The organism is Staphylococcus caledonicus (assembly GCF_016238465.1).
Lineage (GTDB): Bacteria > Bacillota > Bacilli > Staphylococcales > Staphylococcaceae > Staphylococcus > Staphylococcus caledonicus.
The window spans coordinates 254,160-271,941 of record NZ_JABTXV010000002.1; the positions used below are offsets into that span (position 1 = coordinate 254,160).

16 protein-coding genes are annotated in these 17,782 nt (G+C 34.9%); 10 read left to right on the forward strand and 6 right to left on the reverse strand.

From position 1 onward, the window contains the following. Positions 1–165: 165 nt before the first annotated feature. Entirely contained in the window at positions 166–1,710 is a 1,545-nt protein-coding gene (pruA, locus tag HS848_RS07875; protein WP_198611903.1) for an L-glutamate gamma-semialdehyde dehydrogenase, read from the forward strand. Positions 1,711–1,837: 127 nt separating this feature from the next. On the opposite strand, the gene HS848_RS07880 is transcribed toward pruA, so the two are convergent. Then, a complete protein-coding gene (locus HS848_RS07880) occupies positions 1,838–2,284 on the reverse strand; it encodes a VOC family protein (RefSeq protein WP_198611904.1) in 447 nt (148 codons plus the stop codon). 108 nt (positions 2,285–2,392) lie between these two features. Then, positions 2,393–2,941: a TetR/AcrR family transcriptional regulator gene (locus HS848_RS07885; protein ID WP_198611905.1), complete on the reverse strand. Its 549-nt coding sequence runs from the start codon at positions 2,939–2,941 to the stop codon at positions 2,393–2,395. Positions 2,942–3,278: 337 nt separating this feature from the next. On the opposite strand from HS848_RS07885, the gene HS848_RS07890 reads away from it, so the two are divergent. Continuing rightward, on the forward strand, positions 3,279–3,743 hold the full coding sequence (locus tag HS848_RS07890) for a hypothetical protein (RefSeq protein ID WP_198611906.1): 465 nt from the start codon (positions 3,279–3,281) through the stop codon (positions 3,741–3,743). 150 nt (positions 3,744–3,893) lie between these two features. Continuing rightward, the gene (locus HS848_RS07895; RefSeq protein ID WP_198611907.1) at positions 3,894–4,415 is read left to right on the forward strand and encodes a methylated-DNA--[protein]-cysteine S-methyltransferase; all 522 of its coding nucleotides are present in this window, start codon (positions 3,894–3,896) and stop codon (positions 4,413–4,415) included. A gap of 336 nt (positions 4,416–4,751) precedes the next feature. On the opposite strand, the gene HS848_RS07900 is transcribed toward HS848_RS07895, so the two are convergent. Continuing rightward, a complete protein-coding gene (locus HS848_RS07900) occupies positions 4,752–5,918 on the reverse strand; it encodes a hydroxymethylglutaryl-CoA synthase (protein WP_198611908.1) in 1,167 nt (388 codons plus the stop codon). A 282-nt stretch (positions 5,919–6,200) separates the two neighbouring features. Between HS848_RS07900 and HS848_RS07905 the strand changes: the two genes are divergently transcribed. Together HS848_RS07905 and HS848_RS07910 are read left to right on the forward strand one after the other, a co-directional pair. Further along, on the forward strand, positions 6,201–7,352 hold the full coding sequence (locus HS848_RS07905; protein WP_107507096.1) for a thiolase family protein: 1,152 nt from the start codon (positions 6,201–6,203) through the stop codon (positions 7,350–7,352). A gap of 4 nt (positions 7,353–7,356) precedes the next feature. Further along, positions 7,357–8,634: a hydroxymethylglutaryl-CoA reductase, degradative gene (locus HS848_RS07910; protein WP_198611909.1), complete on the forward strand. Its 1,278-nt coding sequence runs from the start codon at positions 7,357–7,359 to the stop codon at positions 8,632–8,634. Between the two features lie 80 nt (positions 8,635–8,714). Here the strand turns inward: HS848_RS07910 and HS848_RS07915 are convergent, their stop codons facing one another. Continuing rightward, positions 8,715–9,149, reverse strand: a complete 435-nt coding sequence (locus HS848_RS07915; RefSeq protein WP_198611910.1) for a CHAP domain-containing protein — start codon at positions 9,147–9,149, stop codon at positions 8,715–8,717. 513 nt (positions 9,150–9,662) lie between these two features. Further along, the gene (locus tag HS848_RS07920) at positions 9,663–9,878 is read right to left on the reverse strand and encodes a sterile alpha motif-like domain-containing protein (protein WP_107507099.1); all 216 of its coding nucleotides are present in this window, start codon (positions 9,876–9,878) and stop codon (positions 9,663–9,665) included. Between the two features lie 355 nt (positions 9,879–10,233). Here HS848_RS07920 and cidR point away from each other — a divergent pair, with 355 nt between their 5' ends. The 5 genes from cidR (at position 10,234) to ptsG (ending at position 17,126) form a co-directional block, all read left to right on the forward strand. Then, positions 10,234–11,118, forward strand: coding sequence for a cidABC operon transcriptional activator CidR (cidR, locus tag HS848_RS07925; protein ID WP_198611911.1), 885 nt, complete (start codon positions 10,234–10,236; stop codon positions 11,116–11,118). 191 nt (positions 11,119–11,309) lie between these two features. Then, a complete protein-coding gene (locus HS848_RS07930) occupies positions 11,310–11,693 on the forward strand; it encodes a CidA/LrgA family protein (RefSeq protein WP_107507101.1) in 384 nt (127 codons plus the stop codon). Positions 11,694–11,697: 4 nt separating this feature from the next. Further along, entirely contained in the window at positions 11,698–12,384 is a 687-nt protein-coding gene (locus HS848_RS07935; protein WP_198611912.1) for an LrgB family protein, read from the forward strand. Between the two features lie 51 nt (positions 12,385–12,435). Further along, positions 12,436–14,175: a pyruvate oxidase gene (locus HS848_RS07940; protein WP_198611913.1), complete on the forward strand. Its 1,740-nt coding sequence runs from the start codon at positions 12,436–12,438 to the stop codon at positions 14,173–14,175. A gap of 884 nt (positions 14,176–15,059) precedes the next feature. Next, positions 15,060–17,126: a glucose-specific PTS transporter subunit IIBC gene (gene ptsG / locus HS848_RS07945; protein WP_198611914.1), complete on the forward strand. Its 2,067-nt coding sequence runs from the start codon at positions 15,060–15,062 to the stop codon at positions 17,124–17,126. Positions 17,127–17,191: 65 nt separating this feature from the next. Here ptsG and HS848_RS07950 read toward each other — a convergent pair whose 3' ends face one another. Then, a complete protein-coding gene (locus tag HS848_RS07950) occupies positions 17,192–17,749 on the reverse strand; it encodes a LysE family translocator (RefSeq protein WP_232806124.1) in 558 nt (185 codons plus the stop codon). Positions 17,750–17,782: the final 33 nt, after the last annotated feature.

Here is a 17,782-nt window from a genome sequence, read left to right on the forward strand (position 1 = left end):
TAGTGTAATACTATTTTAAAACTTTTCAGATAATATAGTGTAAGCGATTGCAAAACATGGGGATTACATAGTAGAATGAAATTAATGATACAAATTATCATTTTTATGTAAGACAATATTTTACTAACTTTAAAATATTTAAAAATAAATAGGGGGTAATTAAGAATGGTAGTACCTTTCAAAAATGAACCTGGGATTGATTTTTCAGTACAAGAAAATGTGGAAAGATTTCAAAAAACGTTAGAACAAGTAAAAAGTGAACTTGGTCAAACACTTCCAATAGTGATTGACGGTGAACACATTACTAAAGATGATACATTTGATTCAATTAATCCAGCTAATACATCTGAAGTAGTTGCGAAAGTATCTAAAGCAACAAAAGAAGATGTAGAAAAAGCATTTGAATCTTCAAATAAAGCATATAAAGAGTGGAGCAGATGGTCACACAGAGACCGTGCTGAACTCTTACTTCGTGTAGCGGCAATTATCCGTCGTCGTAAAGAAGAAATTTCTGCAGTGATGGTTTACGAAGCAGGTAAACCATGGGATGAAGCGGTTGGCGATGCTGCTGAAGGTATCGACTTTATCGAATACTATGCACGTTCAATGATGGAATTATCTGATGGTAAACCAGTATTAGACCGTGAAGGTGAACATAACAGATACTTCTATAAATCAATTGGTACAGGTGTTACAATTCCACCTTGGAACTTCCCATTCGCAATCATGTCTGGTACAACATTAGCACCAGTCGTTGCGGGTAACACAGTATTATTAAAACCAGCTGAAGATACTGTACTAACTGCATATAAATTAATCGAAATCTTAGAAGAAGCGGGTCTTCCTAAAGGCGTAGTTAACTTCGTACCTGGTGATCCAAAAGAAATTGGTGACTACTTAGTTGACTCTGTTCATACACACTTCGTAACATTTACAGGCTCACGTGCAACAGGTACACGTATTTATGAACGTAGTGCCGTAGTTCAAGAAGGTCAAACATTCTTGAAACGTGTAATTGCTGAAATGGGCGGTAAAGATGCGATTGTTGTAGATGAAAATACAGATACTGACCTAGCAGCAGAATCTATCGTTAATTCAGCATTTGGCTTCTCTGGTCAAAAATGTTCAGCTTGTTCTCGTGCCATCGTCCACAGTTCAGTGTATGACGAAGTATTAGAAAAAGCAGTTGAACTAACTAAAGAATTAACAGTAGGCGATACTGTAAATAACACTTACATGGGTCCAGTTATTAATAAAAAACAATTCGATAAAATTAAAAAATATATCGAAATCGGTGGTAAAGAAGGTAAAATTGAAATTGGTGGCGACACTGATGATTCAACAGGTTACTTCATCAACCCTACTATCATTTCAGGCTTAAAATCTTCTGACCAAGTTATGAAAGAAGAAATTTTCGGTCCAGTTGTTGGGTTCACTAAATTCGATAACTTTGACGAAGCAATTGATATTGCCAATGATACAGATTACGGCTTAACTGGCGCTGTCATCACGAATAATCGTGAACACTGGATTAAAGCAGTCAACGAATTCGATGTAGGTAACTTATACCTTAACCGTGGATGTACTGCAGCAGTTGTAGGTTACCATCCATTCGGTGGTTTCAAAATGTCAGGTACTGACGCAAAAACAGGTAGCCCAGACTATCTATTAAACTTCTTAGAACAAAAAGTTGTATCAGAAATGTTCTAAGCTATAGCTCCATGATAAAAGGCTAGAAGGTGATTGTTTAAAATCATCTTCTAGCCTTTTTGTATATTATTTAATATCTAAAGAAAATCGTCTTATTTCAAATAGCTTGAGTATTGTTCTCTCAAAATTAATTTAGTTTAGTATAATCTTGACCGTGTAACATCCAACGCACGCCATATTTATCAGTAAAGGCGCCCATTTGTCCGCCCCAGAATTGTTCTTCAAGAGGCATTTCAATATTTAAAGATTCATGGTCTTTTATTTTATTATAAAATTGATGAACTCTTTCAGTGTCTTCTTTATCATTGATATCAAAATCGATAAGTAAAGAAATGCCGTTATTGATGTTTTCCACTCGACCAAACGAATCAGAACATAAAATTTTCACACCTAATACTTCGAACTCTGCATGCATAGTAGATTCTAAAGCTTGTTCTTTTGTCATACTGAAATGTTCAGCTTGAGATTCCCCAACCTGTAATCTATGAATGTTAGTCGCTCCAAATACTTCTTCATAATAAGATAAGGCATCTTTCGCTTTTTCGAATGATAAATATGGATGTAATTGAGTCATTTTTAAATCCCCCTTTATAGTTGATTATCTGTTTCTAGCGCAATTATATAATGAAAGGGCATAGAAAACGAATGATAAACGATTAATTGTATGAGCGCATGTTAGAAACTATTCGCGTGCTTTAACATTAATAAGTTTATGGAATATTTGATCCATTTGTTGGGGATTAGTCGTTGGGTGCTCATTCATTTTCCATTCTATAAATGCTGCTAACACTGAACCGAAAACATAAGAAATTAAACTTTTAGGGAAAGTAGGATCGACCACGATACAATGCATATTATTATTGAAATCGTTTTGGACGATATTGATTAAATAATCATTATATAGTTTTTCGAATTCTTTATCGCCCTGTTGTTGTGCTTCGATGCGATAGAGTTCTTCTTTATTGAATGATTTGGCAAGCACTTGAAAAGGACTATTTAATCTTTCTTTAATATCAACTGAAAAGTAGTCATCACCAGTTAACTTTAATAAATAAATTAATAATTCCTTTTTATCGTAAAAGTGTTTATAAAACGTGGTGCGATGAACATTAGCGTTCTCGCAAATCTTATTTACGGTTATAGTAGAGTACATTTCTTCCTCAAGCAAAAAATATAAACTATCTGTTAAAGCCTTTTTAGTCTTGATGACTCTTATGTCTTCATTATTCATGTTTATTCTCTCCCAACATGTATGCAGTAGTGAAATAAAATAAGAAATACATTTTAAATAAGTATAAAATAGATAAATACATAAATAAACATGTAATTACAATTAATATGTAATTTAAGTATAAAAATTAAACTAAAGATTTTTTATAAAGTGAGGGTTGAGCTCAAGATAAAGCAATTTTAGTTTCAAACAAGCTATAAGGGGTATATTACTTAAAATAAATATTTGAAAATAGAAGCATTAGTTAACTATTTTTAAAAATAACAGTGTTTTTATAAAGTAAGTTTATAAAATACTAAGATAAATAGGGATAAACAATAGGGGAGGAAGATGAATAATGAAAGGTAGTAAAAGATTAGAACAGATTAAAGAAGATAACAAAAAGCAATTAAAGAAATTATTTAAGTATGAGAAAGACAATGCGTTATCTTTTAGTAAAGAAGACCGTGAAAAAGTTCAAGATAAATATGGAGTTTATGTAATCTTTGATAAAAAGAAACCAATATTTGTAGGCCAAACTGGTGGTTACTCAACTGGCTATCAACCTATCACTAAAGATTTATTTAATAAGTTAGGTCAATATAATCTAAAATCTGGTGTTGGCACTACAAAATTCAAAAAAGCTTTAGCACAAGAAAAAGGTTTAAAAGAAGACGATATTAAAACAATTACAGCTGAAGATTATAATTTAAAATTCCAATATGTAAACGTTAAAGATGAACCAGCATTTATTAATGTTTTAGAAATTTTAGCGCTAGAATACGCTAAAGATAAAGGTTACGAATTATATAACTTTAGCTAATAATAATATAAATAAATTTAACAGGGCGGGACGACGAAATCTGTGGGGTAACATTAGATTTCTGTTCCGCTCATTTTAATTTCTAAGGTAGTCAACGTTAAATATGCTTATAATAGTTTTAAAAGAACTTCAAGAGTTAGGAGGAAGTCGATGCCTTATTCCATGCTTTATAAATCACCGGTAAAGAATTTAGAAATTATTAGTGATGGCTCTACAATTACTCATGTATTGTATAAATACGATACAACAACTTTAAGTTATCCTGAAAAACCTGATTTAGAAATATTTCAAAGTGTCGCACAGTGGTTAGATGACTATTTCTTAGGAAATAATCCTACGATAGATTTTCCTCTCAGCCCGCCAGGAACTGATTTTCAACAAAGAGTTTGGAAAATTTTACAAACTATTGAATATGGAGATTTAAACACGTATGGAGACCTTGCACAAGAAGTCGGTCGGCAGCTCAACAAACCTAAAATGTCGGCACAAGCAGTAGGTGGCGCAGTTGGAAGAAATCCCATCTCAATTATTATCCCATGTCATCGTGTGGTTGGAAAAGACGGCAGCTTAACAGGATATGGTGGAACGATTGATAATAAAATTAAACTCCTTGAATTAGAAAAAGTAGATATGACCCAACTTTACAGACCCGCCCACACTACAAAACCATAAGAAAGTATTTAGTTATAAAACTACATGGTAAACGGAGTATTGTTGACGAGACTCCTAGGGGAACAGGATGAGCGTCGAGATCGTGGCTCGGTCTGGCAGTAGTTGTCTGAAATGAAGATGCGTTCGAGCCTCACTTTCTTCATTTTTAGTCAACCTTGCCGGGGCGGAACTACGAAATCTTAAAAATTGCATTAGATTTCTGTTCCGCTCTCCCCCAGGAAAGCTTCGTCAAACAATATAGAATATTAAAAAAGCATAGAGATGATTCATAATTGAATCATCTCTATGCTCTACATTTTGTGGTTTATACCTAGCATCTCAATTTATCATTTGTAATTATTCTGGTCTATGATATTGACGAATCTCATCTTCAATTGTTTCTAAATAGAAGATGTTTTTATCTTCGTCAGATTTTTCAGTAGTATGGTCGAATTCTAAGTCGTCAAAACGTTTAAAGAACGTTTCGTATTCATCAACTGATACTTCTGTACGATGATTTAATAATGCTTTATGACCGTCGATATCTAAATGACGTTCATAACCATCAACTAAAGTAGCGCTAAAGAACTCGCCGACTGATCCAGAGCCATAACTAAATAATCCAATAGTTTGACCACCTTTTAGGCTTCTATTTTCAAGTAGAGAAATTAAACTTAAATATAAAGAACCTGTATAGATATTACCTACATAACGATTGTAGTATACGGCGTCTTCATAACCAGATGTTAAACGCTCTTGAGTTGTTTCATCAGCATCATTAATGATTGAATCCAACGCTTTTTTACCCATTTTAGTGAATGGTACGTGGAAACAAAGTGATTCAAAGTCAGATAGTGATTTACCTTGGCGTCGAGCATACTCATTCCAGCTTTCTTGGAACGATTTGATATATGCATCTTTAGATAATGCACCAGCAACAAGTGGATATTTATGGCCAGTTGGACGCCAGAAATCATACACATCTTCAGTATATGCTACGGCATCGTCATTTAATTCTAAAATGCTAGGGTTATGTGAAATAACCATCGCTACAGCACCGGCACCTTGAGTAGGTTCGCCACCAGATTGAATACCATAACGTGCAGTATCACTTGCGATAACTAATACTTTTTCCTCAGGGCGTTGAGCAAGGTAATCTTTAGCAAGTTGAATGCCTGGTGTAGCTGCATAACATGCTTCTTTCATTTCAAAACAACGAGCGAAAGGCTGAATGCCTAGTAAATTGTGAATTTGAACGGCTGCTGCTTTTGCGTTATCAATCGCTGATTCAGTCGCCACGATAACCATTCCAATATGTTTTTTATCATCTTCTGTTATAATATCTTTAGCAGCATTAGCCCCCATAGATACAATATCTTGTGATACTGGACTTACAGCCATTTGGGTCTGTCCAATCCCAATTAAAAATTTATTTGGATCAACTTGGCGCGCTTCTGCAAGCTTAGCCATATCTACATAGTATTTAGGGACGTAAAAATTAATTTTATCGATACCTATACTCACGGGCATTACATCCTTTCGAAATTCTAATATTTTAATCATATTAATAGTAGCTTTATTTTGAAATTTAATCTAAAATTCAGACTAATAGAAAGCGTTTTCATCTTATGTGTTGTATTTTGTACTAAATTATAGTTAAATGCTATTAAATATGCTATAAGACATGAAGAAACACTAAGTTGCAACGTTTCTAAGGCTATTATTAACAATCATATTAGTAATCATTTTACCAAAATAAATAACTAAATTACAATTATATAGAAACTAGATACAAGGAGATAAAGAATGAAAAAAATCGCTATTGTAAGTGCTAAAAGAACACCAATCGGCAGATATAAAGGGAAATTAAGAAATTATTCAGCAGTTGAACTAGGAACAACTGCATTAAAAGGTGCAATCGATGCAATCGATATTGATCCTAGTACCATCCAACAAGTTATCTTTGGTAACGTGCTTCAAAGTGGCATTGGCCAAAATCCAGCACGCCAAATTGCTATTAAAGCAGGCGTACCTGATGCAACACCAGCCATGACAATCAATGAAGTGTGTGGTTCAGGTCTTAAAGCCATTATCTTAGGTAAACAACTGATTCAATTAGGCGAAGCAAATGTAGTTGCAGTAGGTGGCGTTGAAAGTATGACAAACGCACCTCAACTTATTTTAAAAGAAGGCGAAGAACCAGTCGAAAGCTTTATGCACGACGGTTTAACAGATGCATTCCACTATGTGCCAATGGGTGTAACTGCTGAAAATATCGCTGAAAAATATAACATCACACGTGAAATGCAAGACGAGTTTGCCAATCATTCACAAACTAAAGCAGCGAAAGCTACACAAGATGGTAAATTCGATAATGAAATTATCGGCATGACAGACGCTGAAGGTGAATTAATGACTTCAGATGAAGGTGTACGTCCAAATAGTAGCATTGAAAAGCTTGCGACATTAAAGACCATTTTCAAAGAAGATGGAACAGTTACGGGTGGAAATGCTTCAAGTATTAACGACGGGTCATCAGCTTTAATCCTTATGGAAGAAACATATGCTAAAGAACATGGTTTCGATATTCTAGGCATTATCGGTGACTATGCAGAAGTTGGCTGTGATCCACAATTTATGGGATATGCACCATTCTACGCCGTTGAAAAGTTATTAGAAAAAACAGAGAGCAAGATTGATGATGTAGATGTGGTAGAAATGACAGAAGCATTTGCCGCACAAAGTATCCCTGTTAAAGACAACTTACACATTCCTGATGAAAAATTAAATATCTACGGTGGCGCAATTGCTTTAGGTCACCCGATTGGGGCAAGTGGTGCACGCTTAGTCACTACATTAGTTAACGCCTTAGAACAAGAAGAGAAGCAAACTGGTATTGCGACAGCTTGTATCGGTGGGGGACTTGGCATCGCTCTAATGATTGATAAAGGGGAATAATAAGATGAAAAGCTTAGACAAAACGTTTCGTCATTTATCACGTGAAGATAAATTGAAACAGTTGGTTGAATACGGTTGGTTAAATAATGATAATTATGAAGTGCTATTAAATCATCCATTAATTGATGAAGAAGTAGCCAATAGTTTAATCGAGAATGTGATTGGACAAGGTACACTTCCGGTAGGTTTACTGCCTAAAATTATTGTTGATGACAAAGAATACGTGGTACCAATGATGGTAGAAGAGCCATCAGTCGTTGCTGCAGCGAGTTTCGGAGCTAAACTTGTTAATCAAACAGGTGGCTTTAAAACAGTTAAAAGTGAGCGCTTAATGATTGGCCAAATCGTCTTTGATGATGTGCATGACACTGAAGCACTTGCACAGCGTATCAACGAATTAGAACCACAAATTAAACAGATTGCTGCAGAAGCGTACCCATCTATTATTGAACGTGGTGGAGGCTATCGTCGTATTGAGATCGATACTTTCCCAGAACACCATTTATTATCATTAAAAGTTTTTGTTGATACGAAAGATGCAATGGGTGCGAATATGCTTAACACGATCTTAGAAGCGATTACTGCCCATTTGAAAAATGAGTTCATAGACCGCGACGTGTTAATGAGCATTCTATCAAATCATGCTACGGCGTCAGTCGTACGCGTCCAAGGTGAAATAGATGTTGCCAATTTAAATAGAGGCGAACGTTCAGGAGAAGACGTTGCTTCTCGTATGGAACGTGCCTCTGTATTAGCACAAGTGGACATCCATCGTGCCGCTACACATAATAAAGGGGTAATGAATGGTATCCATGCAGTGGTATTAGCAACTGGAAATGATACACGTGGCGCAGAAGCAAGCGCCCATGCATACGCTAGCCGGGATGGTCAATATAGAGGTATCGCAACATGGAAATACGACAAAGAACGTGGCCGTTTAATTGGAACTATTGAGGTACCTATGACGTTAGCGATTGTAGGTGGAGGCACTAAAGTATTGCCGATTGCCAAAGCATCGTTAGATTTATTGAATGTAGAATCTGCTCAAGAGCTAGGACAAGTCGTTGCTGCAGTAGGATTAGCACAGAACTTTTCAGCATGTAGAGCACTAGTATCGGAAGGCATTCAACAAGGTCATATGAGCTTACAATATAAGTCTTTAGCTATCGTAGTCGGTGCGAAAGGTGAAGAAATTGCGCAAGTTGCCGATGCCTTGAAACAAGCACCTAAAGCTAATACAGCGACAGCACAACAAATTTTAGAAGAATTACGTTCAAAATAATAATATATTTAGAAAAAGCCACTAATGAAAGATGGGATGCTCCCTCAATCATTAGTGGCTTATTATTTATGTAAAAAATATTAGTAAATGTAGTTATAGTAACGGGCAGCTGATTTACTTAAATAGCGTACGCCGTAACCTCTAGGTACGTTGTAGTTATATTCAGATACTTTGATACTACCATTATTATAGACGCGTTCCACAACAGCAACGTGACCATAGTAACCTGCAGTTGATTGCATCACTGCGTAGCGTTTAGGTTTATGACCCGTTCTATATCCAGAACGTTGTGCATTGTAGTACCAATTCTTCGCATTTCCCCATCTGTTTGAAACAGGTTTGCCTAATTGTGCACGACGTTGATAAGCCCACCAAGTACATTGCTTCTTAGCGTAATAGTTGTATGAAGCGGCTTCTGACACGTGTGTATGTTCAATGTTTTGATATGTAAATGTCCCAGCAAACATGATTCCAGTAGCTAATATAAGACGTGAAATAATTTTTTTAAGTTTCATTTTGTTCCCCTCAAAATATACAAGAATTAAAAACTGTATTAATCATATTCTTTAAAAAGATGTAATACAATATAAGAAACGAATAATACAAGTAACTGTAATATAGATGAAACATAACTGCATATTTTTGTAATTATTTTTACAAAAAAGTGATTTTAATCTGATAAAGGGGTATAAGGATAAAAGTGAAAAGGGGAGCGGGACAGAAATCTAGGGAGCGGTGACAGAAATCTAATGCAATTTCAAAGATTTCGTCGTCCCGCCCCGGCGAGGTTGACTAGAAATGAAGAAAGAGAGGTTCGAACGCCTCTTCATTTCAGACAACGACTGCCAAATTTCAAAGATTTCGTCGTCCCGCCCCGGCAAGGTTGACTAGAGATGAAGAAAGTCCAGGTTGGACGCATCTTCATCTCAGTCAACTACTGCCTAAACAAAAAGCTGAGCCATTTTTTAATGACCCAGCCTTTTCTGTGAGATGATACTTCCATGAATGTACAATTACATAACTAGAAATCATACATTTGTGAATTGGTTAAAAACAGCCAATGCTCTTTTAACTAAAGACACAGGTATGTTTTCAGGACATGGATTATTTCGAAAATATGACAATATTTCAACTTGGCTCTTCACTTCTCTAGGAAAATTGCTATCTTGATTCATCCAATTTACCAATTCACCTAATGGTGTGTCATCACCAACGAAATTTTGCATAAATTCATAAAAGCTCAATGCCTCACCTCATTAATCAAATTGAGCCTATGTGATTATAACATTTTTTGCAAAATAAAAATATAGGTGGAATTGTTTTATAATGAAATAATTTAATCATGGAAGTCATCTAATTTTTGAAGAAATTCTAAATGAGCGATTGAGATGAGCTTGGGACACTATTTATACGTTTTCTAACATATAAACGATGGATGTCTCGCACTCTAACCAATCTCTGATTTGAAATTTCTTCTTTTTTATTCCACATAAGTGCAATCCCTTTAAATTCATACTTTAATTAAAAAATACTTTTTTTATTTTCCGAAAATAAATCGTGTATAATGAAAACGTAATAATTAAAAGAGAAGGTGAGCATTTGGATATCAAACATATGAAATATTTTATGGAAGTAGTCAATCAAGGCGGTATGACAAATGCTTCAAAATCATTATTTATAGCCCAGCCTACGATTAGTAAAGCGATTAAAGATATAGAGAACGAACTGCATATGACATTATTCGATCGTCAAAAACGTTATCTTGTATTAACCGATGCAGGGAAGGTCTTCTATAAAAAGTGTGAGGAAATCATCGCGCTATATGATAATATTCCATTCGAAATTAATGGCTTGCTCGGATTAGAAACTGGCCACATCAATATTGGAATGTCAGCCGTTATGGATATGCAACAATTCATCTACATTCTAGGAGAATTTCATAAATTGTATCCTAATGTAACATATAGCTTGAATGAAAGTGGCGGTAAGTCGATTGAAACACGATTGATTAATGACCAAATCGACATCGGCATCACAACCATTCCTATTGATGAGAATACCTTCGACTACCTTTCATTATATAGCGAAGATTTAAGATTAGTAGTGAGTGAAGAACATGAACTTGCCACTCGTGATTCCGTATGTATGGCCGATTTAAAAAATGAGGACTTCATACTGTTTAATGAAGACTTTTATTTAAATGATAAAATTATTGCCGCAGCAAAAAATGCCGGTTTCATCCCAAACACGGTATCGAATGTTTCCCAATGGAATTTTATTGAATATTTATTACTTGCGCACTTAGGTGTTAGCATACTTCCTGAACATATCGCTAATATGCTTAAAGATAATATTAAAAGTATAAAAATCGAAGACACAGGAATGAGCTGGGAATTAGGTGCGATTTGGAAGAAAGATAAATTGTTAAGCCACGCCACTTCTAAATGGATTGACTTTATGAGCGAACGCTTAAACTATGACTAAACAATATTTTCATTATTAACGACAATAATAAAAGCCCTAACTTTATTTGTTGAAACGGTTACATAGAAAAAAACTATAGATGGTATTTAAAAAGAGTATTTTTCTATTTTATTATCCAAGAGTATAATTATGAACGTAGGTTTTTAAATAACTGTAACAATTTCGACATATTTAGTGGAGGCTCAGTCATCTTGGAACACGCGTTAATATTTGCCAAAATTATCATTCAAATAGCCATTATTTTAGTCATTAGTTTAATTGGTGGTTTTATACAGAAAAGTTTACACATCCCATTAGCCGGGAGCATTGTTGGGATGATATTACTTTATATCTTATTAGAATTAAAAATCATACGTATGAACTGGATATCAGAAGGCGCAGAGTTCTTATTAGCAACGATGGTCTTCTTCTTTATTCCTTCAGTTGTAGGTATTATGGATGTTATTTCTAATATTACGAGAAGCTACATCGTCTTTTTCCTATTAATAATAGTAGGAACAAGCTGTGTAGCACTTGTTTCAGGTTATATTGCTGAAAAGATGGTCAAGCAGCCTGATACAAAGAAAGGCCAGTAATAATATGAATAGTTTACAAGCTGTTTTAATGATATTGTTGACCATCGTAATGTATATTGTAGCTAGAAAATTACAACAGAAATACGATAATCCGCTTTTAAATCCAGCATTAGTTGGTTCGATTGGCGTTATCATTGTACTTCTTCTTACCCATCAAAATTATCATGACTATATGGTTGGTGGTAAATGGATTAATCATCTATTAAACGCTACCGTCGTCTGTTTGGCATATCCACTATATAAGAATCGACATAAAATCTTTGGGAATTTAAGTATTATTTTCTCAAGCGTGATGGCTGGCGTCATACTTAATTTTGTGTTAGTGTTTACCTCGTTAAAGTTATTAGGTTACTCTGAAGAAACAATTGTAACCATCTTACCAAGATCGATAACCGCTGCAGTAGGAATAGAAGTCTCTCATGAATTGGGAGGCACTGATACGATTACAGTATTATTTATTATTACGACAGGGTTAATCGGCAGTATGATGGGTTCATTGTTATTGAAAGTAGGTAATTTTCAAACTTCGATAGCCAGAGGATTAACGTACGGTAACGCATCACACGCTTTTGGTACGGCAAAAGCGTTAGAACATGACATAGAATCTGGCGCATTTAGTTCAATTGGAATGATTTTAACGGCTGTAATTAGTTCAATTCTCATTCCAATTATGATTATTTTATTTTACTAAAGGGAATATATACTAAGTACTTGTTAAGTTAAGAAAGGAGCTATTGTAATAATGGCGAAGATCAAAGCAAATGAAGCATTAGTTAAAGCATTAGAAGCATGGGACATTGATCATCTTTATGGTATTCCAGGTGACTCAATTGATGCAGTAGTAGATAGTTTACGTACAGTGAGAGATTCATTCAAATTCTATCACGTACGTCACGAAGAAGTAGCAAGTTTAGCAGCTGCTTCATATACAAAAATGACAGGTAAAATTGGTGTAGCATTAAGTATCGGTGGTCCTGGTATTGTCCACTTATTAAACGGTATGTATGATGCTAAAATGGACCGCGTTCCTCAATTAATTTTAGCTGGTCAAACTAACAGCACATTATTAGGAACTAAAGCATTCCAAGAAACTAATATTACTGACATGGTAGCAGACGTTTCTGTATTTAATCACCAAATCCAAAAAGGCGACAACGTGTTTGAAGTAGTTAACGAAGCAATTCGTACTGCATATGAAAAACGCGGTGTAGCAGTAGTTGTATGTCCAAATGATTTATTAACTCAAAAAATCAAAGACACTACTAATCGTGCAATCGATACTACTAAACCTAAAGCACAAGCTCCAACGCTACGTAGTATTAAAAAAGCATCTAAATTAATCGATAAAAGTAAAAAACCAGTTATGATTGTTGGTGTAGGTGCGCAAAATGCTAAAGATGAATTACGTGAATTCATCGAAGCAGCAAAAATTCCAGTTATCCATACGTTACCAGCGAAAACAATCATCCCAGATGATCACCCATACAGCATTGGTAACTTAGGTAAAATTGGTACAAAAACATCTTACCAAACAATCCAAGATGCAGACTTATTAATCATGGCAGGTACAAACTATCCATACGTTGACTACTTACCTAAGAAAAATATCAAAGCAATTCAAATCGACACTAACCCAGCTGTTATTGGACACCGTTTCAATGTAAACGTTGGCGTAGTTGGCGATGCTAAACTTGCTTTCCATCAATTAACTGACAGCATTAAACACGTTCCAAAACGTGCGTTCTTAGACAAAACATTAGAACGTAAAGCTGTTTGGGATAAATGGATGGAACAAGATATGAAACAAGAAAGTTCACCAATTCGTCCAGAACGCTTAATGAAAGCTATTAGTGAATATAGTACTGATGACGCTGTATTCTCAGTTGACGTTGGTACTTCAACAGTTTGGTCTACACGTTACTTAAACCTTTCTGTTAATAATAAATTCATTATTTCATCATGGTTAGGTACTATGGGTTGCGGTCTTCCAGGAGCAATTGCTTCTAAAATTGCATTCCCTAAACGTCAAGCTATCTCAATCACTGGTGACGGTGCATTCCAAATGGTAATGCAAGACTTTGCAACTGCTGTTCAATATGACTTACCAATGACAATCTTTGTTATGAACAACAAACAATTATCATTCATTAAATATGAACAACAAGCTGCTGGTGAATTAGAATATGCCATTGATTTCTCTGATATGGACCATGCTAAATTCGCAGAAGCTGCTGGCGGTAAAGGTTATGTCTTAAAAGACCCTAGCCGTATTGATGAAGTTGTAGAAGCAGCATTAAATGAAAATGTACCAACAATCGTTGACGTACATGTTGACCCTAACGCTGCTCCATTACCAGGTAAAATTGTAAACGAAGAAGCAATTAACTATGGTAAATGGGCTTACAGATCAATCACTGAAGATAAAAAATTAGACTTCGACGAAATTCCACCACTTTCAGTTGCAGCTAAACGTTTCTTATAATATAGATTCAATAAATAATATGGGATATAAATCCTAAAATATAGACGTAGAGGCGATTCAATTATGAATCATCTCTACGTCTTTTTTATCAATATTTTATGTCAATACTCCGTATTGTGGGACGAAGCTTTCCTGGGGGGGAGCGGAACAGAAATCTAATGCAATTTCTAAGATTTCGTAGTTCCGCCCCGGCAAGGTTGACTAAAAATGAAGAAAGTGAGGGTCGAACGCATCTTCATTTCAGACAACTACTGCTAGACCGAGCCTCGGTCTCGACACTCATCCTATTCCCTCAGGAGTCTCGCCAACAATACTACGTTTTTACGTATAATTTTATATTAAAATGCAAAAAAATAAATCAAACAATGTGGCACAGCAACTTCATATTATCCAACATTGAAGTTTTATTAGAAATATATTTATTTAATTTCATAAACAGCACTTTAAATGATTTTTATTTTTAGAGTTCTAAATAAATATAATCATTTTCCATAAAAAAAGGTATTGAAAACGGTTTTACAAATGTATATAATTGAAATTAATTAAAAAGAACTGCGTGTTACTATTAAATTAGGCATAAGCAAATTAAGAGATTAAGGCACGAAAGGTGTCTTGATTAGAATATAAATTAAATGAAGATGGCAAGAAATGAAGATGAGACGCCGATAACCGGTGTTATAGTCTATGAATGACTCGTAGGCTAATCATTCATTCTTGCAAATATTAATTTATATTCTTAAAAGTAGACTAGGAATTATTGGGATAGGTGTACCCTCATTAATCTAATGAGCGACACTAAACAATTCCTTAAACGTACTTTTCTCTTTTTGCTTATGTCTTTTTTATTGTCATAAAGTTCAATACATAAAGAAGGGAATAAGATTATGTTTAAGAAATTTTTCGGTCAATTGCAACGTATCGGTAAAGCCTTAATGTTACCAGTTGCGATTTTACCAGCCGCAGGGATTTTACTCGCATTTGGTAATGCGATGCATAATGAACAATTAGTTGGTCTTGCACCATGGCTAAAAATGGATGTCTTTGTCATGATTTCATCTGTCATGGAAGCCTCTGGACAAATTATATTTGATAACTTGCCGTTACTATTTGCAGTCGGTACAGCATTAGGATTAGCAGGTGGCGATGGCGTAGCCGCTTTAGCCGCATTAGTTGGTTACTTAATTATGAACGCAACTATGGGTAAAGTAATGGATATCTCTATTGATGATATTTATAGTTACGCTAATGGCGCGAAAGAACTAAGTCAAGCCAATAAATTACCAGCCAATGCTTTAATTTTAGGAATACCAACCCTACAAACTGGGGTGTTTGGTGGTATCATCATGGGGGCAATCGCCGCATGGTGTTATAACAAGTATTATAATATTACATTGCCGGCTTTCTTAGGTTTCTTTGCTGGTAAACGTTTTGTACCAATCGCAACATCAGTCGCAGCGATTATTGCAGGAATTTTATTAAGCTTTATTTGGCCTCCAATTCAAGACGGGTTAAATAGCTTATCTAACTTCTTATTAAATAAAAACTTAACATTAACAACGTTTATCTTCGGTGTAATTGAACGTTCATTAATTCCATTTGGTTTACACCATATTTTCTACGCACCATTCTGGTTTGAATTTGGAGAATATACAAACCATGCCGGAGACTTAATTCGTGGGGACCAACGTATTTGGATGTCTCAATTAAAAGACGGCGTTCAATTCACAGCTGGTACGTTTACAACAGGTAAATATCCATTCATGATGTTTGGTCTTCCAGCTGCTGCATTAGCAATTTATAGAAATGCACGTCCTGAACGTAAAAAAGTTGTTGGTGGTTTAATGTTATCAGCTGCCTTAACTTCATTCTTAACAGGTATTACAGAACCATTAGAATTCTCATTCTTATTTGTAGCACCGTTATTATATGTTATTCACGTATTATTAGCAGGTACTTCATTCTTAGTAATGCACTTATTAGACGTTAAAATCGGTATGACATTCTCAGGTGGATTTATTGATTACATTCTTTACGGATTATTAAACTGGGATCGTACGCATGCATTATTAGTTATTCCAGTAGGTTTAGTATACGCAGTTGTTTACTACTTCTTATTTAGTTTCGCAATTAAGAAATTCAACTTGAAAACACCTGGTCGTGAAGACACTGAACAAGAAGTTCGTAACTCTAGCGTAGCGAAATTACCATTCGATGTATTAGATGCTATGGGTGGCAAAGAAAACATCAAACATTTAGATGCATGTATTACACGTTTACGTGTTGAAGTAAATGATAAATCTAAAGTAGATGTACCAGGATTAAAAGCATTAGGTGCTTCAGGTGTACTTGAAGTAGGTAATAATATGCAAGCAATCTTTGGACCTAAGTCAGATCAAATTAAACACGACATGGCTAAAATTATGAGCGGAGAAATTACAAAAGCGAGCGAAACAACAGTTACTGAAGAAGAATCAAATGAACCAGTACATGTTGAAGATATTAAGGAAACTGAAATTTATGCGCCAGGTACTGGACATATCATTCCATTATCAGAAGTTCCAGACAAAGTATTCTCTGAAAAAATGATGGGCGATGGCGTAGGCTTTGTTCCTGAAAGTGGAGAAATCGTAGCACCATTCGATGGTACAATTAAAACAATTTTCCCAACGAAACATGCGATCGGTTTAGAATCAGATAGTGGTGTCGAAGTGCTTATTCACATTGGTATCGATACAGTTAAATTAAATGGGGAAGGCTTCGAAAGCTTAGTCAATGCTGATGAAACAGTGACTCAAGGACAACCATTAATGAAAATTAATTTAGCATACTTAAAAGAACACGCACCAAGCACAGTCACACCAGTAATTATTACAAACCTAGGAGACAAAACATTAACAGTAGAAGATGTAACATCTGTTGACCCAGGAAAAGTAATTATGACAATTAAATAAAAGAGCGAAACAAAACTAAAGGCTGAGCCATTAATTTATTAATGGCTCAGCCTATTTCTTTTTAATTACCATAATTCTATTGTGCTAATTAATAATAAAATAGCGATAATTACATTGATTATTTTATAATACTGGTGATATAAACGATTCATTGTTTGTCCTAATAGTGACCATAACAATGTCCCAGCTATACCAATCACGATAAGTAAAGTGGAACGTATATATGTATGTTCAAAGTCGGGTGGGAGAGTGAAAGTTGTTAAACCAGTTAGAAAGTACAACATTGCTTTTACATTTGTGACTTGAATAAGTACACCTTTTAATATTGGTCGGTCTAGTGCTTCATCGACGCTATCAGGTTTAGAGATTAAAACATGATAAGCTAAATACAATAAGTAGATAGTGCCTAATAATTTCATAATGAAGATAAACGTAAGTGAAGCTTTTAAAGGTTCTGAAAAGAGCAAAGTCACAACTAACGTCAATAATATCCCAATTAAAACACCAAAGTTAAAAGGTAATGAACGTATAAATCCTTTACGCTGACCTTCTGACAACGCCATAATCGTATTTGGACCAGGAGTAAATGACATGGTAAATAGAAATAACAAATAAGGTAACATAACTCTCACCACCTAAGAAGAATAATCTCATTT